Source organism: Marinobacter sp. MBR-105 (genome assembly GCF_053628895.1).
This window is the reverse complement of record NZ_JBRJHG010000019.1, coordinates 65763-89212: the sequence shown is the minus strand read 5'-3', so window position 1 is coordinate 89212 and position 23450 is coordinate 65763. Positions and strand designations below refer to the sequence as shown.

Here is a 23450-nt window from a genome sequence, read left to right as displayed (position 1 = left end):
GCTTGCCGACTCAGAAAAACAACACCATCGACGAACTGTTGCCCCACAACTGGAAGCCGGCTACACCTGACAAGGTGTGATGGGCGGACGCTTACTCATAGGCGTCCACAAGGCCCTGTACAGCAGCGCGTTCCATATCCTGTACCGTGGGGGTGCCGTCCTGGGCATCGGCTTTGCAAAGGGCCATGCCGGCTTCTACAGAGATGAAGCCTGCGGTGGTTTTCAGCGCTTTGTGGTTGATGCCGTCAAAAATGCGCCGGAACGCGGTGGTGGTGCAGTGATCACTGTTGGGGAAGTAGGAGACAATCGCAAACTGGTTGTCACCCACCCGGCACAGGGCATCAATCGGGCGAATCAATGTGCTCAGGCGCCGGGCGATGCCGATCGACAGTTCGCTCATCACGCTGGGCGGATGTTTGCGCTTCAGCTCTTGCCAGTTACGGATGCCGCACATGACGTAGGCGGTTGACCCGCCGCGGGATTCGGCGTGGCGCAGGGTTTTCTGCAAGCGCTGGCGCGCGTATTTGTTGTTGGTCAGCCCGGTTTCCAGATCAATGATGTTGCTGGATTCCAGTTCCCGGTTGTTCTCCACCAGCAGGGCGTTGGCGCGCAGCAGGGTGTTCTGCCGGTCTGCCATGCGGTCTGCCGCAAAGATGCGGGGTATGAGCTGCTTGGTCATGTCTGACTTGTAGATGAAGTCGTCCACACCCCGGTCGAACGCTTCCGACAGGGCTTCCACACTCTCACGGGCGGTGAGCAGAATCACATAGGTGTAGTGGTTGTTCTGCTCGTCTTGCTGGCGCACCTGGTCGGTCAGCTGCAGGCCGTCCATTTCGGGCATCAGCCAGTCTGCAATCAGTACGCTGACTGGGCGTTGTTCCATGAGTTTCAGGGCAGCCGGTGCGTTGTTGGCGATGCGTATGTCGCGGTAACCGGCATTTCGCAGCGTACGGCCCACCACCATACTGCTGAATTTGGCGTCGTCTACTACGAGAATGGGAAGATCGAGGTTTGGCATTGTTTGTCTACTTCTTACCAGTCCATTGTCAGATGCGGTTCGCCACAGCTCTTGGTATTCTTGGCGGTTTCGAACATCCGTAATCAAATTGTCGCCACAGTATACCCCTCCGTGGCCTTTGGAGAATAACGACTATGCCTTCTTTTGACATTGTTTCAGAAATCGAAATGCACGAAGTTACCAACGCGGTGGACCAGGCCAAGCGTGAACTGGGTAACCGCTGGGATTTCAAGAATGTTGAGGCGGACATCGAACTGGAAGACAAGCGCCTGACCCTGAGCGCCGAGCAGGAGTTCCAGCTGGAGCAATTGGTGGACATGATGCGAATGGCCTTTGCCAAGCGCAACATTGATACCCGTGCTCTGTCGGAAGATGGTGAAAGCAAAGCGGGCAAGCTGGTGAAGCAGCATTTCACCCTGAAGCAGGGTATTGAGACAGACATGGCCAAGAAGATCGTGAAGATGATCAAAGAGCAGAAAATGAAAGTGCAGGCCAGCATCCAGGGCGACAAGGTGCGGGTTACCGGCAAGAAGCGGGACGACCTGCAGGAAGCCATTGCCATGTTGCGTGAGGCAGAACTGGACATCCCGCTGCAGTTCAACAACTTTCGCGACTGATTCGGAGAGGCTCTTATTTATCTTCCCCCCAATGTTGTAGCCCTGATTCGGGATACCGCCTACACCTACACCCGCTGGCAAGTAATTGCCATGTTGTTTCTCGGGTTCTCGGCGGGGCTGCCCTTTCTGCTGGTGTTTTCCACCCTCAATGCCCGCCTGGCAGACGTTGGGGTGGAGACCGCCACCATCGGTTTTTTCAGCTGGCTTGGCATTACCTATTCCATCAAGGTGTTCTGGGCGCCGGTGGTGGATCGGCTGAAACTGCCAGTGCTGGATCGCTTGTTTGGCAAGCGCCGCAGCTGGATTCTGCTGGCCCAGGCGGGCATTGCCACCGGGTTGTACCTGATGTCCCAGACGAACGCCCTGGCGGCTCCGGAGACGTTGGCGCTGTTCGGGTTGTTGGTGGCTTTTTCCTCCGCCACGCAGGATGTGGCCATTGATGCCTATCGCATTGAGATTGCTCGGGAGCGTCTACAGGCGGCGTTAGCGGCCACATACATCTTTGGTTACCGGCTGGCATTGCTGGTGGCTGGCGCCGGTGCACTGTATATGGCGGAGTTCTGGTCCTGGGAAGTGTCGTATCAGGTGATGGCAGCGCTGGTGGGTGTGGGTGCCCTGACGGTTCTGATCGTGAAAGAGCCGGAAGTAAACCATTTTGCGGCTGCGCAGGACATTGCCCATCGAATTGAGGAAGAGGTGGAGAAACGAAGCCACCTGCCGGAACGCCTGGCCAGGTTAACTGGCTGGTTCTATGCCGCGGTGGCCGGCCCGTTTCTGGACTTCTTCCGTCGGTATCGGGAGCTGGCGGTGGCCATTCTGGTGCTGGTGGCGGTTTATCGCATTTCGGATATTGCCATGGGGGTGATGGCCAATCCGTTCTATCTGGATTTTATGGGTTTCAGTAAAACCCAGGTGGCCGATGTCACCAAGGTGTTCGGGTTTTTTATGACCATTGTTGGCTCCATGGTCGGTGGGGTGCTGGTGGTGCGCTATGGTGTGCGCCGGATACTGCTGGCGGGGGCCATCATGACGGCGGCGACCAACCTTCTGTTTGTACTGTTAGCCCAGCAACCACCGGACATCGCGGCGCTGGCCTTGGTGGTGAGTGCCGATAACCTCAGTGGCGGTATTGCCAATGTGGCGCTGATTGCCTGGCTGTCCAGCATGACCAGTGCCTCGTTCACTGCCACCCAGTATGCCTTGTTCAGCTCGCTGATGACGCTGCCGGGCAAGTTCCTCGGGGGCTTCTCCGGGATTGTGGTGGCGAACTTTGGCTACGCTGAGTTCTTCCTGATCGCGGGATTGATGGGCGTGCCCGCGATTCTGCTGGTGCTGTTTATGATGCGCCATGGCGCCAGGCTGGATGCGTTGGCGCCAGTCAAACATGAGGAAGATGCCCTGGTGAAATAGCGGCCGTTCAGGAAGAGCAGCTGATGTTCAGATGTTTCCCCCAATCCGGGGGCAAGGCGGCGTATTTCTCATACTCGGGTTGTTCATCAAAAGGCTTTTCCAGCACCTTAAGCAGTTCCTTCATTGGCTCATAGTCGCCGTTCTGCGCCTCCAGGATCACTTGCTGGGCCAGGTAGTTGCGCAGAATGTATTTCGGGTTTACCCGGCGCATGGCGTATGCCCGTTCATCGTGGCCACGGGTTTCTTTCTGTAGTCTGGCTTCGTAACGTTCCAGCCACTCGTCAGCCACGCTGCGGTCTGCGAACAGATCACGAACCGGCGCGGTGCCATGGTCGTGCAGGTTGGACAGGCCGCGGAAAAACCGGGTGTAGTCAACGCGGTGTTCGTGGAGCATGCTGAAGGTGTCCATGATCAGGCCCATATCTGATTCATCCGCTTCTTCCAGCCCCAGCTTGGCAAGCATCTGGTGTTTGAAATGCTCGTTGTAGGCGGTTTCGTAGCGCCTCAGGCCCCGGCGAACGGTATCTTCATCCATGATCGGCAACAGGGCATTGGCCAGGTACTGACAGTTGGTAAAGCCTACCTGGGGCTGGCGGTTGTAGGCATAGCGGCCTTCGTGATCGGAGTGATTGCAAACGAAGCCAGCGTCGAAATCGTCCAGGAAGGCGAAGGGGCCATAGTCAAAAGTGTCACCGATAATCGACATGTTGTCGCTGTTCATCACCCCATGGCAGAATCCAACGGCCTGCCATTTCGCGATTAGCCTGGCGGTGCGTTCCACCACTTCCTCAAACCAGCGGGCGTAGCGTTGCTCCTCCGGCAGGGTGATCAGGTGAGGGAAGTGCAGGGCAATCACATGCTCTAACAGTGTTTTCAGGGCGTCCGGCCCTTCATGGTGGGCTGCAAACTCGAAGTGGCCAAACCGGATGTGGCTTTTCGCTACCCGCATCAAAGCGGCGGCGGTTTCAATAGATTCCCGGCGCACCGGGTCTTTGGCGCTGATCATGAACAACGCCCGGGTGGTGGGAATTCCCAGGCCATGCATGGCCTCACTGCACAGATATTCACGAATGGTTGACCGGAGTACTGCCCGGCCATCGCCGAAGCGGGAGTAGGGCGTGGTGCCTGCCCCTTTCAGGTGCCAGTCCCAGCGTGTGCCGTCTGGCCCCACGGTTTCCCAGAGCAAGAGGCCTCTGCCATCGCCCAGTTCCGGGTTATACATGCCGAACTGATGCCCGGTGTACTTCATGGCGACCGGGTCCATCCCCTCCAGAAGTTCGGCGCCGGCACCAATGGCCGCCCAGTCATTTTCATTCCGCACCAGAAATCCCATATCGCTGGCCAGGGCCTGGTTAAAGCAGACCATGCGCGGTTCAGACAGAGGAGATGGCTGTACCCGACTGTAGAAGCTGTCCGGTAATTCCAGGTAGCGATGTTCCACCTGAAAACTGTTGTTGCTCATAAAGCGACCTGGCTTTGGTATGAATACTGCGTATGTATAGGGTTGAAGCCTAACAACAGATTGCAGAGCAGGTGAACCAAATGCAACCACACCTGATAATTTTCACCGACCTGGACGGCACCTTGCTGGACCATCACAGCTACAGCTGGCGGGCCGCATCGCCGGCCATGGCAAAGTTGGCCGCTAACGGTATCCCCTTGATTTTTAACTCCAGTAAAACCGCCGCCGAGATGCGCCATCTGCAAAACGCGATGGGCATACGGGCCCCCTTTATCGTCGAGAACGGCGCGGCGGCGGTTATCCCGGCGGGCTGTCTGGACCGCACCGAAGAACAGGTGATGAATTTTGGAGCAGATCACCAGCAGGTCCTTCGCACGCTTATGGTGCAGAGGAAGGCAGGTGCACAGTTTCGGGGCTTTTCGGATATGGCGGATGCGGAACTGGCGGAGGTTGCGGGTCTGGATGAGGTGGAGGCCTCTCGGGCCCGGCAGCGCCTGGGTACGGAGCCGCTGATCTGGCAAGGCAGTGACCCGGAGCTGGACCAATTCAGTGCGGCACTGGGGCGTGAGGGGCTCCGACTGGTGCAGGGGGGTCGCTTCTGGCACGCCATGGGGCGCTTCGACAAAGCCGAGGGGGCCCGCTTTTTGCTGGAGCAATACCGGGAGCACTATCGGGGCGAGCCGCTAGTCACCATCGCATTGGGCGACAGCCCGAACGACCAGCGCATGCTGGAGGCCGCGGATATCCCGGTGGTGATTCGCGGGGTGAACAGCGATCAGGTCCAGTTGCCATCGCAGAAGCACCCCATGCGCTCCCTGAAGCCCGGCCCGGAGGGTTGGAACGAATGCGTACTCAATCTTCTTTTCGAGTACGGCTACTAGGCCGCCAGGCGTGGCCAAAAGCATAGGAGAGGCGCCATGGGCGACTTTTACCAGAATGGCATAGTAACGACCCTGCACAATCTTGTGCGACGACCGGTAGAAGACATCGAGGCCGATCTGCTTCAGTTCCGTAAAGCGCGGCCCATGTCACTGGTGTTGCCGTCGCTGTATTCAGAGCTGGAAGGCCCCGCCCTGAAACACATTGTCCAGGAGCTGGCAAAGGTGCCTTATCTGGAAGAAATCGTGATCGGGCTCGATCGTGCCGATGAAGCACAATACCGGCACGCATTGGAGTACTTCTCCGAGCTGCCTCAGCCGTTCAAGGTACTGTGGAACGATGGGCCGCGTTTGCGGGCCATCGACCTCAAGCTTCGCGAGCAGGGCCTGGCCCCAACTGAAATGGGTAAGGGGCGGAATGTCTGGTATTGCTTCGGTTATGTCCTGGCCTCCGGGGTGAGCAAATCGGTGGCGTTGCATGATTGCGATATCCTGACCTACTCGCGGGACCTGCTCGCACGGTTGATTTACCCGGTGGCCAACCCTGGATTCAACTACATGTTCTGTAAGGGCTATTACGCCCGGGTCGCCGACAGCAAGATGAATGGCCGTGTCAGTCGTCTGCTGGTCACCCCGTTGATCCGGGCCCTGAAAAAAGTCTGCGGCCCGAACGATTTTCTCGACTACCTCGACAGCTACCGCTATCCCCTGGCCGGAGAATTCTCGTTCCGCACGGACGTGATCAATGACCTGCGCATTCCCAGTGACTGGGGGCTCGAGATTGGTGTGCTCTCGGAGATGAAACGAAACTACGCCACCAATCGCCTGTGCCAGGTGGATATTGCTGATGTCTACGATCACAAGCATCAGGATCTCTCGCCGGAGGATGCCAGCCGAGGGCTGTCCAAAATGAGCGTGGATATCGCCAAGGCCCTGTTCCGAAAGCTGGCCACCAATGGCGAAGTGTTCTCCAATGAAAAGTTCCGCACCATCAAGGCGACCTATTTCCGTATTGCTCTGGATTTTGTGGAAACCTATCAGAACGACGCCGTAATCAACGGGCTCGGCTTTGATCGGCACAAGGAAGAAAAGGCGGTGGAATTGTTTGCCCAGAATGTGATGCGCGCCGGTGCCTACTTCCTGGATAACCCCATGGACACCCCCTTCATCCCCAGCTGGAACCGGGTGACCAGTGCCATTCCGGACATTCGTGAGCAACTGCTGGAGGCTGTTGAACTGGACAATCAGGAATATCGGCCATGACTCAGCCACTGAAGAGCAAGCTGCAAGGTATGCTCGAGGTCGTCTATCCCTCGGTAGATTGTGACTTTCTGGCGGAGCAGTTACTGGCCACCATGGGGCTGGCGCCCAATGCCGACGCCCCACCGGCCCACCAGAACCATTGGGACGAAACCGATGTGTTGCTGATTACCTACGCGGATACGCTTCAGCAATCGGACGAGAAGCCACTGGTGACGCTCAAGCGCTTCCTGGATGACTGCCTTAAGGACTCCGTTTCCGCGGTCCACATACTGCCCTTTTTTCCCTTCAGCTCTGATGATGGCTTTTCGGTGATGGATTACCTGGCGGTGAATGAGAGTCACGGTGGCTGGCCGGAAATTGAGGCCATTGCCCGGGACTACAAGTTGATGTCCGATCTTGTGATTAACCACATGTCGGCCCGCAGCCGGTGGTTCGAAAACTATAAGAAGCGCATCGACCCGGGTAAGGACTATTTCTTTGAAGGCAACCCGAAAGACGACCTCAGCCAAGTAGTGAGGCCACGTACGTCGCCGCTGCTCAATCCGGTGCAGACCGACGACGGCGAGCGCTATGTGTGGTGCACCTTCAGTGAAGATCAGGTAGACCTGAACTTTGCCAACCCGCAGGTATTGTTGGAGTTTGCGGGGATCATCCGCCAATACCTGGAAAGGGGTGTGATGATTTTCCGTATGGATGCCGTGGCCTTTCTCTGGAAAGAGCCGGGCACGCCGTGTATTCACCTGCAGCAAACCCACGAGCTGATCAAAATTCTGCGCTTGCTGATTGAACATCACACGCCGGACGCGGTGGTGATTACCGAAACCAACGTGCCTAACCGGGAGAACCTGACTTATTTTGGCAATGCCAACGAAGCCCACGCCATCTATAACTTTTCGTTGCCGCCTCTGCTGATCAACACGCTGGTGACCGGCAATTGCCGACATCTGAAAACCTGGCTGATGAGTATGCCCCCGGCGCAGCTGGGCACCACCTATCTGAACTTTATCGCTTCCCACGACGGCGTTGGACTGCGGCCCACAGATGGCCTGCTGACCGAAGATGAAAAGCAACGCCTGATCAACACCATGGAGTCGTTTGGGGGTAAGGTGTCCTACCGCCGGACGGCCGACGGGCGGGATCAACCCTATGAGATGAACATTGCGCTCTGGGATGCCCTCAAAGGAACCGCAGAAGGCGGTGCTGACCACTGGCAGCTCGCGAGATTCCTGTGTGCGCATACCATCATGCTGGCTCTCGAGGGCATTCCCGCCTTTTATATTCACAGCTTGCTGGCCACGGAGAACGATCAGGCGCGGGTGGAGCATACCGGGCGCCTGCGCTCCATTAACCGCAGTCAATGGCAGTTGTCGCAACTGGAGGAAACCCTCGCAGATCCGCTGACCCACCACAGCAAGGCATTCCGGGAGCTGAAGCGTTTGATTGCCATACGCCGCGCTCAACCTGCGTTCCATCCGAACGCCACGCAGTTCACCTTGCACCTGGGGTTGCAGTTGTTCGGGTTCTGGCGCCAGAGCATGCGACGGGAGCAGTCGGTGTTCTGTATCCATAACATCAGTCCCGAGGTGCAGCAGGTGGCGCTCAGTGATATCAATCTGATCGGAACGGATCGCTGGGTAGACTTGATCTCCGGAATGGAGGTGGATGATCTGGCTGGATCAATCACCCTGAAGCCGTATCAGAGTGTGTGGTTGTCCAACCAGCAGAGACGCTGAGCGTTAAGGCGAATGCCTCAGGAATGAGGCATGGTTGGTTTGTATTCTGCAGGTCGGTGGTTATAATCGGGACTGCTCAGGATGAGTCAGTTCAACATAATCTTCAGGGATCGAAGTCATGCCCCAGGCAAGCGGATTGCAGTTCACCGCCCGTGTAGGCGAATTCCCCTCGGATCACTTTGTCGTTGTCGGCTTCGCGCTGACCGAACGGCTGTCTGATCTGTTCCATGGCCGGTTACAGCTGGCCAGCACCGACCCGGATGTGGCCGCCGCCGATGTACTGGAACAGCCGGTAGACCTGGTGGTGTGGCAGGATGGCCAGCCCCTGCGCCGGTTCACCGGCGTGGTGAACGAATTTATGCGGGGCGACACCGGCCACCGCCGCACCCGCTACGAAGTGGTCATACAGCCGCCGTTATGGCGCCTGGGCCTGATGCACAACAGCCGCATCTTCCAGACCCAGACCACCGACGCCATCGTGCGCACCCTGCTCGAAGAGCGGGGCATTGTGGATTCCATCTTTGACTTCAAACGCCCACCGGAAGAACGGGAATACTGCGTCCAGCACCGGGAAACCGACCTGCAGTTCCTGGAACGCCTGGCCGCCGAAGAAGGCTGGCACTACCGCTACCAGCACGGCAGCGTGGATGGCGAAGAACAACCGGCACTGATTCTTGCCGACCACCACGGCGACGCCCCGAAACTGGACCCGGTTACCTGCAACACCAAAGCCGGTGGTAGCACAAAGCAGGCCTGCGTATTCCAGTTCGCCTACGAAGAACGGGTTAAAGCCGCCTCCGTGGCCATGAAGGACTATACCTTCAAGAACCCTGCCTACGCCCTGATGCACGAGCAGAGTGCTGGCGGAGTCAATCATCGCGAAGACTACCAGCACTACGACTACCCCGGCCGCTACAAAGCCGACGCCAGCGGCCAGCCGTTCACCCAGAACAAACTGGATGCCCTCAGAAACAACGCCGCCATGGCCAACGGCAAAAGCAACCGACCGGACTTCACCCCCGGCGCCAAAGTGGAACTGCAGGACCACGACAGCCAGACCCTGAACCGGGAATGGCTGCTCACCGCCATCACCCACACCGGCAAACAGCCCCAGGCCCTGGAAGAAGAGGGTGGCAGCGAGCCCACCAGCTACCACAACACCTTCAGCGCCATCCCGGCCGACAAAACCTGGCGCCCGCTGTGTAACCACAAACCCGTGATGGACGGCCCCCAGATAGCCCTCGTCACCGGCCCCGAGGGTGAAGAAATCCACTGCGACCAATATGGCCGGGTGAAAGTACGATTCCCGTGGGATAGATACTCGAAAAACGACGAACACAGCAGCGCCTGGCTGCGCGTGGCGCAAGGCTGGGCCGGTGGCCAATACGGCTTCATGGCATTGCCCAGAATCGGCCACGAAGTGATTGTCTCCTTCCTGGATGGCGACCCGGACCAGCCCATCATCACCGGAAGAACCTACCACGCCACCAACACACCGCCCTATGCGCTGCCGGAGCACAAAACAAGAACCACCCTGAAGACCAAAACCCACAAGGGTGAGGGCAGCAACGAACTGCGCTTTGAAGACGAAGCCGGCGAAGAACAGATCTACGTGCACGCCCAGAAAGACCTGGACCTGCTCACTGAACACAACCGCACCGAAGTCATCAGGAACGACAGCCACCTGACGGTGGAGAACCACCAGTTCAGCCACATCAAAGCGGCGGACCATTGCACCACCGACGGCGAAAACCGGCTGTCCGTTGGCGCAGACTGCAGCCAGACCGTGGGCGGCACCTACCACCTGAAAACCGCCCGCAGCATGGCCTCGGAAGCCGGCACCGAAGTGCATCACAAGGCCGGTGCCAAAGTGGTGCTGGATGCCGGGGCAGAGCTGACAATTTCCGGGGGTGGAAGTTTTATCAAGCTGGACCCCAGCGGCGTGACCTTGAGTGGGCCGGGGATCAAGATTAATTCCGGGGGCAGTCCGGGCAGTGGTTCGGGGCAGGGAGCGGTAATGCCAGGGGTTCCTCAGGTGCTGGAAGCAGAGCCTGCCAAGGTGATTGATCCTGTTGAACTGGCAGAAGTGCCACTGACCAGAGCCCAGTATCAGAACCTGATGACGGATGCGCCGTTCTGTGAAGAGTGCGTCGCCTGCCAGGATGGCGTGTGCAATGTCTGAGGCCAAGGGATTCCGGGCGGCACTGGATGCTCTTACGCAACAGCCTGGTGAAACAGGAAGCGCTTACGTCGTCCTCAGTGGCACCAGCGAGTCGAAGCCGGTTCAGAATTTCTTCCGCACCGATGGGCTTACGGCGTTGCCGCTGTTCATGGGAACACCATACGCAGCGTGGCATGACGTAATGCCGTTCCTTGCGCAAATCAACACGGCCAGTGCATTTATAGATTGGGTTGAAGAGTCCCACAGTGAGGATTGGGGCTGGGGACTGATAAGCCGAGCTCCGTTTGATGATGTGTTCGGCCATATTCGAAGTCTCACCAAGATAACGCTGGCGGATGGGCACGAAGTGTTCTTCCGCTACTGGGCGGCCCGGTTCTTCGGCCAGATTCTGCAAAGTCTTGATGAAGCCGGCCGTGCGAACCTGATGGGGCCCATTGAGGCCATTGTTCTGCCCTCGGGGGAAACCATTCATCATCCCGGAGTTCCCGAAGTAGCCAGCCCGGTGCCGTCGTTTCCATGGTTCTCGCTGCCATCGGAGGTCCAGAAACGGGTAGCGGGCCTGTGCTGGGATCAATTGGTCGGCAATACGATGGCCGTCTTGGCTAAAACCAGGCCATCTCCGTTGAGCCGATACCCGGAGCCGATTGCCCGCCGGAAAGTCGAACGCCATGTGAGGCGGCTATGCCAGAGTAATGTGCCTACCGAGCTGGCGCCATCACAACTTCAATCGATACACCAGGCCCTGATGCAAGAAGCGTCAATGGGCTCTCGTAGATAAAGGATGAATCAATGATCGAGTCAAGGACGGCTCTTCGAGAGTCTCAACAGGCGTCTGATGGATTGCCCGACATCAATGCGATCACCCGTGAGCTGCGGGAATCGTTGGCCAAGACTTACGAAGATTGGCGCGAAGGCTGGTTTTCATCGATCTTCATGGGGCATGAACAGGTCCTTGAGGTGAATGGTGAAGCCAGCCGGGAAAGTGTCAGTGATGATGAAGTTGTCTCGGCAACTGTAGCCCCGTGTGAGGAGTTGCGGACAATCAAAATTGCTCACTTCCATGAGAACGTAAGCAAGACGCCGATTCCCTCCACGCGGTTTCAGATCCAGGAGAACACCGGCTGGATCTTCGATGACTGGGAGACCGTTCACAGCGGCACCACTGATGTGAATGGTATTGCGGAAGTTCCCGTTGCGCCGGGCAAAGAGTATCGGGTGGTTCTGGCGCCGGACGTTTCCCGTGCGGACATGGATGCGCTGTACCAAACCTACGAGAGCTTTATCGAGCGATGTTGTTCATTGCTTGAAAACACCTGGAATAACGGTGCTCGTCAGGAGTGGGAAAGCTATCTGAGCATGAGCTCAGCTGTTCAGGCTGCTGCTGTATATGCTCGGTTTCAGGAGGGGATTGCGGACGGATTCACCGCTGTTCTGGACGACATCCGTCGAATCTACGATGTGATTTGTGGCTTGCTGGATCACGATTTCAGCAATCTGCCAGACGATCTGCGTGAGCAGATGGAAAACCTTAAAAAGGCCGACGACGCCTATCTCAAGGCGTGCCTTGTGGCCAATGACGAGGTTTTCCTTTTCCTGGTGATGTACACGGTCAGACAGTACTTCCGTTTACTGTCTCCGACCCAGGTGGCTGAAGTCTCCGGGGAGCTGGTTGGCCAGATTCTGTTCGATGTGGTGGTCGGCCTGATCATTACCGGTGGCGCCGGGCTCGCAGCCAAATACGGTGCTCGAATTGGCAGCAAAGCCGTGGCGGGCGCCATGAATGTGGCGGAGGACGTTCGCGTAACCAAGAACATACTCGGCGAGTTTCTTGGCCAGTTCGCCAGAGAGTTCCAGGAATTCATGGAGAACATCGGAACCAACCATCGGAAGATTCAGTTTGCGGGTTCCGGCCATATTGATTCATCCAATACACAGTCCGGGGCGGGTGTCCGAAACCGTCACAATGCCTATCAGGAAATGGCGGACACTGACGATGTCGCCAACATCCAGTCTTCGGGGCGTGATCACGGGGCTACGAGTGAGAGTGAGGCTCAGCCAGTACGCGACGAATCAACACCCTCCCAGACGGACCAGGGCCGTGCCACCCAGGATAACGAATCCACCGAAAATGTCGCCGACCCAATCAGTACCGTCACCGGCGAGGAAGTACTGGAACTGACGGACGCGCGTCTGGTTGGTGCTCTGCCATTCGAGTTCAAGCGGGTATACCGATCCGGTAGCAGCGACCGGCGCCTGGATATGGGCTATGGTTGGCGCCATAGCCTGAATCACGCCCTGACTTTCGACGATGGTGGCATCACCTGGCATGACCACGAGGGCAAAAACACCCGCCTTCCGGAATTGGAGAGCGCACCTGTTGGTATCAATTCCCGAGCTGGCATGGCGGCCTGGCGGGACGGCGAAGAGGTTGTTGTCTGCGCGGGTGAAAAATCGCTTCGCTATCACTTTCTCCGGTCGGGAAGCTCGGGCCAGCTTGTTCGGATATCCGACCGATATGGCAACACGCTCAAGGTTGGTTACAACCTGCACGGCCAGCTTGAGCGCCTGAGCAACGACTCGGGCAATGCGCTGGCATTTGATTTCGAGGGTAGCCGCCTCACATCGGTTCGCCTGTTGCGCAGGGAGCTGACCGATACTGGCTACCAGTGGCAGTCACTGCGGACTGAGCGCAGCTACACCTACGACGACAGCGATGACCTGATCGGCGCTGAGGACGCTGAGGGCGGCACTGAGCGTTATGGCTATGAAAACCATATGCTTACTCACCGGCAGCTTGCCGGCGGTTACAGCTTTTATCTCGCGTGGGACGAAAACCTGCCAACCGGTCGCTGTGTTCATCAGTGGGGGGATAGTGCCCAGGTCGATACCCGCTTTGAGTGGGATGATGAAAACCACACCTGTACCGTTAGCTACGTCGACGGTAGCCGGGAAATCTGGCGTTACGATGGCACTGCACAACTGCAGGAGAAAGTAGACCCGGACGGCGCCAAACACCTGAGTGAATACGACGAACAGGGGCGGTTAAAAGTCACCATCGACCCCATGGGGGCCCGGACAGAATACCAGTACGACAAGAGTGGGCGGCTCCAGAGCAAAACCGGCCCGGACGGCCAGCCCATTTTGTTTACCTATCGAAAGGGGCGCATTGCTGAAATCCATCGCAATGGCCAGACCTGGAAGTTTGATTACACCCGGCATGGTGACCTGGCCTGCGAAGCCGATCCAAAAGGACGAATTACCCGGTACACATACAACGCTCAGGGCCAGCTCACGCAGGTTGATCTGCCGGACGGTCGCGCTCACAAGTGGGGCTGGAACAGCCAGGGCCAGCTCATTGAGGAAACCACTCCCACCGGGGCGTTCTACCAATATCGTTACGATGAGTTTGGCCAGCTTCTGGCCAAGAAGGACGCCCGGGGTGCCATTACCCGATACCGATACGATGGCCTTGGACGAGTTATAGAGGAAGTCCTCTCAGGCAACCGGTCTCGTCGTTATCAGTACAATGCCTACAACAAGGTCACCCGTTTCGTTGATGAGCAAGGGCGGGAAACCCGTTACGAGTATGACAACAACCTTCACCTGCTTACTCATCGCATCAACCCGGACGGCAGCGAGCTTCGTTACCGTTATGATCATCACCGGTTCCTGCTGACTCACATCGAAAATGAGCGGGGTGAAGCCTACCGCATCGACTATTACCCGAACGGGTTGGTCAAACAGGAGACTGCGTTTGATGGCCGTCGCACCGCTTACCAGTATGACCTGAATGGCCATCTGACAGAGAAGGCTGAGTACGGCACTTCCAGTGAGGTCCTGCAAACCACCACCTATGAGCGGGATGAACTCGGCCAGTTGCTGAAGAAGACACTACCCGATGGCCGCGAGATTCAGTACGGCTATAACGCGGACGGCAAATTGATCGGGGTTGATGATGGCCACTGGCCGTTGGCTTTCGAGTACGACGAATTCGGTTTGTTGAAAACCGAACATCAGGGCTGGGCCAGCCTTCGTTATCGTTATGATGAATTTGATCGCCTGAACGAAGTGGTGCTGCCGGACGGCCAGGCGCTGGCTTACCATCGGGACGCAGCCGGGTTGTTGTCGGGCATCGACCTGAATGGCCAACCGCTGACCCGCCACCAAATGGCGTCCACCGGCGAGGAAGTCGAACGGCAACAGGGTGAGCTGCTGAGTGCCTATGTCTATGACGACGAAGGCCGCCTGACCCAGCACCGGATTCATCAGGGCCGCCTCAAAGACATCAGCGCTCAGCGCGACTACCAGTACGATCCCAACGGCAACCTCAAAAGCATCCAGGACAGCCGCAAAGGACTCAGACAATACGTCTACGACCCGATGGATCGTTTGGTGGGCGTGCGGGGCGATCTCTATGAGCAACTCATACATGACCCGGCCGGCAACCTTCTGGAGCAAAACCAGGGGGCTTCGAGCAGTCAATCTGCCAATGTACGTGGCAACCGCCTCACCATGCACGGCGACTGCCACTACGAGTACGACGAATTCGGCAACCTGATTGAGGAACGTCGAGGTAAAGGCCAGAAACTGGCCACCCGGTATAGCTACGACTGCGAGCACCGACTCACGAGCGTCACCACACCGGATGGCAGCACCTGGCACTACGAATACGACGCCTTCGGCCGCCGTATCGCCAAAACCAACGGCCTGACCCGAACCGAATTCCTCTGGCAGGGCGACCGCCTCATTGCTGAAGAAACCGGGGATCAGTACCGCACCTACCTGTACGAACCTGACAGCTTCAAACCCCTGGCGCTGGTAGATGGCCACGGCCCCGAACAAGCTGAAGTCTATTACTACCACCTGGACCATTTGGGAACGCCCCAGGAACTGACCAACCAGCAGGGCAAACTCGTCTGGTCAGTCACCTACCGCGCCTACGGGAATGTGGTTCAGCAACAAGTGTCAGAAATAGACAACCCGCTCCGGTTCCAGGGCCAGTACCACGACCCGGAAACCGGCCTGCATTACAACCGGCATCGATACTACAACCCGAATACCGGTCGATTCATTACGCCGGATCCGATTGGCCTTGCGGGTGGGTTGAATAATTATCAGTATGTGCCAAATCCTACGGGGTGGGTGGATCCGTTGGGGTTGGCGGCACAGCCAAAAAATGAGCCTGAGTCGACTGGGAAGGGCGAATCTGATGGCGGATCTAACAGTGTTCTGAATGAGGAGCCCGATATACCGGAAAGTGAACCAGTTACAAAGTTCACTGGAACCGAGCTGGCTCTGTTTGATGGCGAATTTGCTACAAAGCAATTACTGGGTGCTACGAAAACACCAGGAGGGAAGCAAATAAATTTCCATGCTGCTGACCGCATGGTTAACCCTCCCAAAGGAAGAGAGCCAATGTCAATCACACAGGTCGAGGATTTTATAGATACGGCAGACAAAATCAAAAAGATAAAGATTGACAACAGAGGGACTTCGGTGACGCTTATGAATTCAAAATACCCAAAAGCTCAAGTAGTTGTTGATGGTAATAGAATTATTACGGTAATCAATCCAAGGAAAAAGAAATGACGGTTGAATCTTTGGTAGCACATCTTCAAAGATTTATTGATGGTGAGAATATATCGATTCAGTGGGCAAAGGACGCGGAAACGTTGCTTGACCAGCTTGAAGACGATGGAGTTGATGCCGCTCTCGCGCCTATACTTGAATACCTCCAAGACAACTTGGCTATTTTTAGTCCTGGGGGAGGTGATCAACTGATTGACGAGCATGAAATGAGGCGGGTTTGCCAGAGAGCTATTATAACTTTGGAGAAAATGGGGTTTGGCTGAGTCTCACTAATAGAGCATAGTTTTCCGTTTTATGGCTAATTGATAAATTTCTCGATTGCCTACCACCAGTAGTTTTTAAAATGCAGGTCGTCTTGGAGGCGCATTCGGGTTATTAAAGATTCTTTGTTGCGGGCGACCGAGTTGACGACGGCTGAATCTAGCATCATTTATATTACCCAGAGCAATCTGCAGGCTCATTTATAAATGAGTAATCCGCTCTCAAGGGGTTTAAAAATCCAAGGAAAGGAGCAAAACGATGAAACTCATTGGTGCGCTGGTCTGCGCTCTCATTCTGGCTGTTGCCAGCTATTTCTGGTTCTCTGAAGCGCCTCCGGCGATTAACAAGGAGGTCCTGCTGTTTAATCCCCCAGTGGGAGATGTCCGATATTTTGCGGTTGATCAGACCACAGAAATTGGGGTGTCTGGCAGAGGTGGGTCGGTTAACAGGATGACCAGCGTTCTGCGTAGCGAAGTCCTTGGTGTGGAGGCTGGCATGGTTGAGCTTCAGTCCGCCGCCTTGAAAGTTGTGGAACGAGGACGTGGAAGGACACTTGTAGATACCGAGTCGGGCGAGCCACAAAGCAGTGGTGAAAAACTTCTGGTCGATTTTCTGCGGTCTGGAGTTGTTGAGCAGGTAAGTGTTCATGGCGTGCTCAAAGAGAGTACTTACCAGAACCCGGATGCCCTGAAGAGCATTAGTGATCGGCCAGACTCTCTGCAGACTCTACTTCTTCGCAGCTTGAGTGTTTTTCCTTGGTATCCTGGCCAGTTTCCGAATGAAGATCTGGCGATTGGATTATCCTGGCAGACTGAGAATCAAGAATGGAGTGGCGGAATCCTTGAGGGAATGCAGTTCGAGGTTACTCAGTTGGATAGTCAGACGGTAACCCTAGAGTTTGGACCCGTCGGAGAGCAAGACCAGCCGGCAGATGAGGATGCAACCCCAAATAGCTTTAGTGCTACTGGCTACCTCGAACTTGAACGTGCAGCAGGCTGGCCGAGGCAGGCTAGTGTTCAGATTAGTACTGAAGAGGAGCATCAAGGGGTAACCTTTCAGATTACCAGTCGCTGGAAGGTCAGGCAGTCAGAGGTTGATCCAGGGCCAGACACCGACAGACTGCTGTCTATGGCGAAAATATCGATGCAGGCTCGCCCCGTCGATACCTCGAACACCGTCTTTAATGACTACTTCACACCCCCCTTCAGCCCGGAACCGGTGGAGACCTCCCTCAATGAGATCCAGCAAACCCTGCTTTGGTTTGGTACGGAACCGGTTGATTACCGCTATGGACGAGCCGTTGGGGTTGAGTCAAAGCTGAATTCCTCCAATCTTCAAACCGCAACGATTCATCCGGTAAACAGTGTTCGGTTGCTGGATGCTGATGGCGAGCCGGTAGTGGAAAACACAATGCCGAATCCGGACTTCAGAGTCCTCAAACCTTCGATCGGTGGCAACGCTGCCAGCGCGAGAATGCCCTTCCTTCGTATGGGAATGACCGATGAACAGTTGAGGTCGATTGATGTGATTGAATTCGATGCTCAAGTAACCGTACCAGACCAAGAGTACTCGGTCCTTCTTGATAAGAAGGATAAGGCGATTGAACTAGAGAACGCCGGGCTCAAACTGATTATTGAAGAGTGGCGCGATGAAATGGTACGTATTCGGGTATCCGAGACCGGCGGAACACCGCCAGGGGCTCGCCCCATGCTCATGGGCTATCCCGTCGACGAATCGGGAGAGCCGGTAGCTCAGTTTGGTCTGCGCATGACCCATTCCGCTTTTGAGTCCGTTCTGGGTGCCATGAAGAACCCGCCCCGCGGCGCAAAAGCGATGGCAGCTACACTGATGCAGGGGCTTGAAGCAATGCCTCCCCACGAGAGAAACGGCGACTTTATCTTTGAGTTCAGTCGCACATCAGCTCCTTTGCCAGACCGGTTCAGATTCAATTACATGAGCACTCGCACCAAAGATATGACATTCATTGCGCCGGCAGCCAGAAAAAACACGGTTGGTGACGATGTCGAGAGCAGTTGAGGGGATGGAGGAGTCTCCGTTGCTCCCTGAGCCTAGAAACAACAGGCGACGTCTCGGCCAAGATTTGCAGCCAGTGGGTGACTACGCAGGTATTCAACCTTATTACCGCGTTTGTGAGGATGTGCAAGCTGTTCACCACCAGGACAAATGTGGCCCAGAGGCATTTCAGTCCGGTGATTGGTGGTGGAGTCAGGGTCAAATTCGTTTTCTGAACGGCAAGGCCTTCATTGGTCTTTCAGCCGCACAGCTGCTAATCCCATATCTTTGGGGCGGGCTTGTCTTGGTTGGTGGAGGGATGATGCTCTTACATTATGCTTCCCAGGTTGAGCTCCCTGACGAACTAAAATCACTTTTAGGCCTCGGAGTGGTTTTGGGTTGGATAGCTCTATCTATGTTTCTAATCATAAAAACCTTACCTTGGGTTATGAGCGCCGCTGCCTTTCTATTAAAACCGTTCGAAAAAGGCCTTTCTAGGATAATGGATCGCAGCCTTAAAGCGGGCGAAAGCTACTTCAGCCGAGAAACCGGCCAGGTGAGTTTCGCTATGCCTGGCGGCAAGAAACTGACGGCGCCCTTTGGGGAGTTCGATGCCTATGTTGAGCGAGTGATAGAAGCCGGCGGTATCTTCTACCGCTTGATGTTCGTGCATCGCTACACTGCAAAACAATTCAGCCAGACGTCCCTGAGCCGGGTCGAACCCACGAAAGAAGAGGTAATGGCGCTGTGGGACATGCTTCAACGCTACATGGATACCTCTCAGCCCCTGCCGGATGTGCCAAGGCTGGAACCATTCAGACATCTGGACCCAGTTACCGCAGAGCATGACCGGCGCACCGGCCGCAACCCTCGCTTCTGGCGTGATCTGGATTTGGAAGCCTGGAAGCAAGGGGAGGGCAAGGAATGGCTGAAGCGGCAGATGGAATACCCATGGGATAAACGCCAATGCAGGCTTACACCGCAGTTGGGCAAGATCTCGATGGCGGAGTACCGAAAGCTACGTCCGGCCGATGCATGGCCGATTTGAGAGGCTTGATAGCATCGGCGCAGCCACATGTCGCTTGCGACCCAGTTTTTGCGTTGCTTGAGGGATCAGCGTGATTGAACCGCTGCAAGGCACTGTTTTTTCGGACACCGCCTTTCGGGCGATGGAGATTGGACCACTGCCACCTTCCCCCAAAAAGCGAATGCGCATAGGCGAGGAGCTTCAGCCCGTCGGTACCTATGCCGGCATTATCCCCTATCTTGGGACAATCCAAGACGTCGAAGTGCTCCAGGATCACGAAAAGACAGATCCCGAGTTCGAGTCCAAAGATTGGTGGTGGGACCACCAACGGATTCGATTTTTGAATGAAAAATTGGGTCTCAAGCTTTTTGGTATTGTTGTTGCCGGTGCTTTGGGTGTTCACACCTACAATTGGCGGTTTGGGGTTAGTCGTTTGGGGAGTCGTGCAGCTCACAGAATCCTATGGATTTCCTGCATTTCTGCATTTGTTGCTGCTATTCATCTTAGTGCCGGGATGGTTGTTGTTCTCTTTTTGGGCAATTCGTCCTACTACCAACTGGCTTATGAGCACCGGCATGGGGTTTGTGCTCAAGCCCTTTGAAAAAGCGATCAACAAGAAACTGGACGACACCCTCGAGGACGGTTGTAGTGAGTTCAACCGAGCCACCGGGCTGGTTCGCCTGGCTCTCGGGCGAGGCCGGTTTTTCGAAGCCCCGTTTGTGGAATTCGATGCTTATGTGGATCGGGTGATCCAGCAAAGCGGTGTGTTCTATCGGCTCATTTTTGTGCATCGCTATACACAGAAGTCATTCCATAAAACGGCTTTCAGTACCATCGAATCCAGCAAATCAGAGGTCCTGGCACTTTGGGATGTACTTCAGACCTACATGGATGTGACGCAGCCCCTGCCAGATGTACCACGGCTGGAACCATTCCGACACCTGGATCCTGTCACCGCTGAACATGACCTACGCACCGGCCGCAACCCTCGCTTCTGGCGTGATCTGGATTTGGAAGCCTGGAAGCAAGGGGAGGGCAAGGAATGGCTGAAGCGGCAGGAGGAATATCCCTGGAATAAGCGGAAGTGCCGGCTCACGCCGCAACTCGGTAAGATCTCGATGGCGGAATACCGAAAGCTACGCCCGGCCGATGCATGGCCGATTTAAGGTGCGTACTGGTATTGGCCCAGATCTGTTCATGGAATGCTGATTTCAAGTCACATAAGGGATGACGTTGAGAGCTTTTGAGAAAATGGATGGGCGTCTTTGGCTCCCGGAATCTAGAAATAGCAGGCACCATCTCGGCCAAGATTTGCAACCTGTTGGCGATTACGCAGGTATCGATCCCTATTACCGTATTAGCGATGATTTGGGGGAAGTTCAAAACCAAGATAAGATTGACCCAGAAGCTTTTCAGTCCGGTAACTGGTGGTGGAATCATCGTCAGATTCGTTTCTTGAGTGGCAAGGCGTTTCTCGGCCTTTCAGCAGTTCTATTATTCGTACCCTATGCATGGGGTGGATTGATTTTGATTGGTGGTGCATGGTGGTTTTATTATTGGTTGTATCAATGGGTCGTTGAAGCCAACGATATTGTATTTATGCTGGTAATGTTAGTTGGAGTTGTCGTTTGGCTACCACTTTCGATTCTTATCCTGATAAAGACTATGCCCGTAGTCATGGGCGGCCTTGCTCTATTACTGAGGCCGTTCGACAAATTTCTTGGTAAGCTCTTGGACAGAAGTCATAAGGCGGGTGAAAGCTACTTCAGCCGAGAGACCGGTCAGGTCAGTTTTGCCTTGCCAGGCGGTAAAAAGTTGACAGCCCCTTTCGAGGAATTCGATGCCTACGTGGAGCGCGTCGTTGAAGCCGGCGGTATCTTCTACCGCCTGATGTTCGTGCATCGCTACACCGCCAAACAATTCAGCCAGACGTCCCTGAGCCGGGTAGAGCCCACGAAAGAAGAGGTAATGGCGCTGTGGGACATGCTTCAACGCTACATGGATACCTCTCAGCCCCTGCCGGATGTGCCAAGGCTGGAACCATTCAGACATCTGGACCCAGTTACCGCAGAGCATGACCGGCGCACCGGCCGCAACCCTCGCTTCTGGCGTGATCTGGATTTGGAAGCCTGGAAGCAAGGGGAGGGCAAGGAATGGTTGAAGCGGCAGATGGAATACCCATGGGATAAACGTAAATGCAGGCTTACACCGCAGTTGGGCAAGATCTCGATGGCGGAGTACCGAAAGCTGCGTCCGGCTGATGCATGGCCGATTTGAGAGGCTTGATAGCGTCGGCGCAGCCACATGTCGCTCAGCGACTTCGTTTTTTGTGTTGCTTGAGGGATCTGCGTGACTGAACTGCTGCAAGGCACTGTTTTTTCGAACACCGCCTTTCGGGCGATGGAGATAGGTCCACTGCCGAAAGCCTCAAAAGAATGGATGCGTGTTGGTGAGGAGCTTCAGCCTGTCGGCACTTGTGCAGGCATTATCCCTTATCTTGGGACCACTGAGGGCGTTGACGTACTCCAGGAGCCGGATTTTTCCAACTCTGGTTGGACCTAATACGGGGTCAGTTCAGCGGATGTCGTCATTGCGGCCAAACCCGGAGCGAGTCGGGGCTGCATTCTGAGTTTCGAGATAGGGAAAACATACCGTGGATGAACTGAAAGAACTGATGACTGTGGAAGACGCCGATGGTGTCATGCTTAAACTTAGCCTGAACGTGGAAATATACTTCCGTAATGCCTGGCGTACGGATATTCGGGAGGCGGTACTGGCGGTCTTCAATGAATACCGGGAGTATTTCGGCCAGGAATTCAAGTGGACCACCAACCCGAATACCGGTCGCTGGAAAAGCCTGAAGAAAACGCCTTACCCATACCCGGATGAGTGGTTGTTGGATGTACCGCAGGACGAACAGTGGGAGTTTGTTTTCCATGGTGGGGAAAAGAAGACCGACGCCTCCGATGTGGATGTGGTGTCACTTGGTAGGAGAGTAAATAAAGGGGATGAAGGGGCTGCGTCCCTTGATAGTTTCTTGTCGTATATCTATATGCATTTCCCCATCGACTTCTTCATGGATCGTGAGGAAAAACTGCCATCTGTATTCAATCGTTGGTGTAGCTTGCTGAACGCAGAACAAGCCTATGCGGGATTTGGTTTGGCTATTTCTCATGGTTATGAAACCCGGGTAGACCCCTTGGTGTATCAGTTAGGTCAGCGTTTCCCTGGACTGAATATCAGTGATCGGATATCTCATTCCGATGATTTGGTTTGCAACATTAAAACCCCCAATTGGCTTACGGCTATCTGCCAACCCTATGTGGATCAACTCGGTGGTGAGGCTGTATTGCAGGAAACGCTGCCAGATGGTTGGATGTCATCCTACGACGGCGGCGTGATAATACAAGCCGGTTCCAAGCCTCTTCTTGGAGATCGAGAGCAGAGCCTGGATGTGGCCCCCTATCGAAAGGCAGCGCAAGTTTTGCGACCGATTCGTTCCACTGATCATGATGGGATAGCTATGGGGCGGGTGGATGGTGCGAAAGTTTTCAATGCCCCTGAGTATCAGGAGTGGCTGTCCCGCTTCGATGGAGAGCCGGAGGTGAGTCATGACTGACACCCTCGCAATGGATCTGATGCCTGCACAGTGGTTTCCAGACATTGAGTTGACTCGGCTTGCCGTAGGCGAGCGCAGCATTGATATCGTTGGTGCCGGCGAGTGGGCCTTGCAGGGAGATCTGGTGCTGTTTGAGGGCAAAGGTACCCTGCGTCTTTCGTTGACGGAAGCACCAAGGATTGAAATCTGGAATGGCGAAACCTGGCAGGTGCTCCCCGAGGATTTTCTGGAGCATGCGACGACCGTCACTCACCTCCAATATGACCGGGCGAGCGGCGAGGTTGTGGTCAATGCTCGTGCGGGGGACAAGCAGGCCAAGATTCGGCTGGCGGGTATGCTCACCGGTGTGGAGTGGTTGCCGGCGTCGTAGACCGGAAT

General features: G+C 55.6%; 19 protein-coding genes. 17 read left to right on the top strand and 2 right to left on the bottom strand.

Annotation, left to right across the window (positions count from 1 at the left end; translation table 11 throughout):
* Window positions 1-91 precede the first annotated feature (91 nt).
* A complete protein-coding gene (locus ACSSVV_RS18490; protein WP_454106714.1) occupies window positions 92-1018 on the bottom strand; it encodes a response regulator in 927 nt (308 codons plus the stop codon).
* Window positions 1019-1152: 134 nt separating this feature from the next.
* Here ACSSVV_RS18490 and ACSSVV_RS18485 point away from each other — a divergent pair, with 134 nt between their 5' ends.
* Both ACSSVV_RS18485 and ACSSVV_RS18480 read left to right on the top strand, forming a co-directional pair.
* A complete protein-coding gene (locus tag ACSSVV_RS18485; RefSeq protein ID WP_011786031.1) occupies window positions 1153-1635 on the top strand; it encodes a YajQ family cyclic di-GMP-binding protein in 483 nt (160 codons plus the stop codon).
* 15 nt (window positions 1636-1650) lie between these two features.
* The gene (locus tag ACSSVV_RS18480) at window positions 1651-3045 is read left to right on the top strand and encodes an AmpG family muropeptide MFS transporter (RefSeq protein WP_454106718.1); all 1395 of its coding nucleotides are present in this window, start codon (window positions 1651-1653) and stop codon (window positions 3043-3045) included.
* A 7-nt stretch (window positions 3046-3052) separates the two neighbouring features.
* Here the strand turns inward: ACSSVV_RS18480 and ACSSVV_RS18475 are convergent, their stop codons facing one another.
* Window positions 3053-4507 carry a protein adenylyltransferase SelO gene (locus tag ACSSVV_RS18475; protein ID WP_454106713.1) on the bottom strand — a complete coding sequence of 485 codons (1455 nt, stop codon included), beginning with the start codon at window positions 4505-4507 and terminating at the stop codon, window positions 3053-3055.
* Window positions 4508-4587: 80 nt separating this feature from the next.
* Here ACSSVV_RS18475 and ACSSVV_RS18470 point away from each other — a divergent pair, with 80 nt between their 5' ends.
* The 15 genes from ACSSVV_RS18470 (at window position 4588) to ACSSVV_RS18400 (ending at window position 23442) form a co-directional block, all read left to right on the top strand.
* On the top strand, window positions 4588-5388 hold the full coding sequence (locus tag ACSSVV_RS18470) for an HAD-IIB family hydrolase (protein ID WP_454106712.1): 801 nt from the start codon (window positions 4588-4590) through the stop codon (window positions 5386-5388).
* A gap of 36 nt (window positions 5389-5424) precedes the next feature.
* On the top strand, window positions 5425-6648 hold the full coding sequence (locus ACSSVV_RS18465; protein ID WP_022992716.1) for a glycosyltransferase family protein: 1224 nt from the start codon (window positions 5425-5427) through the stop codon (window positions 6646-6648).
* Entirely contained in the window at window positions 6645-8381 is a 1737-nt protein-coding gene (locus ACSSVV_RS18460) for an alpha-amylase family glycosyl hydrolase (protein ID WP_114434280.1), read from the top strand. Before ACSSVV_RS18465 ends, ACSSVV_RS18460 begins: the two co-directional genes overlap by 4 nt.
* A 118-nt stretch (window positions 8382-8499) precedes the next feature.
* On the top strand, window positions 8500-10563 hold the full coding sequence (locus ACSSVV_RS18455; RefSeq protein WP_454106711.1) for a type VI secretion system Vgr family protein: 2064 nt from the start codon (window positions 8500-8502) through the stop codon (window positions 10561-10563).
* The gene (locus tag ACSSVV_RS18450) at window positions 10556-11341 is read left to right on the top strand and encodes a DUF4123 domain-containing protein (protein WP_023010985.1); all 786 of its coding nucleotides are present in this window, start codon (window positions 10556-10558) and stop codon (window positions 11339-11341) included. Before ACSSVV_RS18455 ends, ACSSVV_RS18450 begins: the two co-directional genes overlap by 8 nt.
* A gap of 11 nt (window positions 11342-11352) precedes the next feature.
* Window positions 11353-16152: an RHS repeat-associated core domain-containing protein gene (locus ACSSVV_RS18445; protein ID WP_227499522.1), complete on the top strand. Its 4800-nt coding sequence runs from the start codon at window positions 11353-11355 to the stop codon at window positions 16150-16152.
* Window positions 16149-16415: a hypothetical protein gene (locus ACSSVV_RS18440; RefSeq protein ID WP_023010987.1), complete on the top strand. Its 267-nt coding sequence runs from the start codon at window positions 16149-16151 to the stop codon at window positions 16413-16415. Before ACSSVV_RS18445 ends, ACSSVV_RS18440 begins: the two co-directional genes overlap by 4 nt.
* Window positions 16416-16671: 256 nt before the next feature.
* Window positions 16672-18450, top strand: a complete 1779-nt coding sequence (locus ACSSVV_RS18435) for a hypothetical protein (protein WP_023010988.1) — start codon at window positions 16672-16674, stop codon at window positions 18448-18450.
* 73 nt (window positions 18451-18523) lie between these two features.
* A complete protein-coding gene (locus ACSSVV_RS18430; protein WP_454106710.1) occupies window positions 18524-19474 on the top strand; it encodes a hypothetical protein in 951 nt (316 codons plus the stop codon).
* Window positions 19475-19544: 70 nt separating this feature from the next.
* Window positions 19545-20054 (top strand): hypothetical protein, encoded by a 510-nt coding sequence (locus ACSSVV_RS18425; RefSeq protein ID WP_454106709.1) that lies wholly within the window; start codon window positions 19545-19547, stop codon window positions 20052-20054.
* A complete protein-coding gene (locus tag ACSSVV_RS18420; RefSeq protein ID WP_454106708.1) occupies window positions 20029-20619 on the top strand; it encodes a hypothetical protein in 591 nt (196 codons plus the stop codon). The genes ACSSVV_RS18425 and ACSSVV_RS18420 overlap by 26 nt, the downstream gene beginning before the upstream one ends.
* An 85-nt stretch (window positions 20620-20704) precedes the next feature.
* Entirely contained in the window at window positions 20705-21730 is a 1026-nt protein-coding gene (locus tag ACSSVV_RS18415; protein WP_454106707.1) for a hypothetical protein, read from the top strand.
* 72 nt (window positions 21731-21802) lie between these two features.
* The gene (locus tag ACSSVV_RS18410) at window positions 21803-22015 is read left to right on the top strand and encodes a hypothetical protein (protein WP_152525358.1); all 213 of its coding nucleotides are present in this window, start codon (window positions 21803-21805) and stop codon (window positions 22013-22015) included.
* Between the two features lie 91 nt (window positions 22016-22106).
* The gene (locus ACSSVV_RS18405; RefSeq protein ID WP_023010990.1) at window positions 22107-23072 is read left to right on the top strand and encodes a type VI immunity family protein; all 966 of its coding nucleotides are present in this window, start codon (window positions 22107-22109) and stop codon (window positions 23070-23072) included.
* On the top strand, window positions 23065-23442 hold the full coding sequence (locus ACSSVV_RS18400; protein ID WP_023010991.1) for a hypothetical protein: 378 nt from the start codon (window positions 23065-23067) through the stop codon (window positions 23440-23442). The genes ACSSVV_RS18405 and ACSSVV_RS18400 overlap by 8 nt, the downstream gene beginning before the upstream one ends.
* Window positions 23443-23450 lie beyond the last annotated feature (8 nt).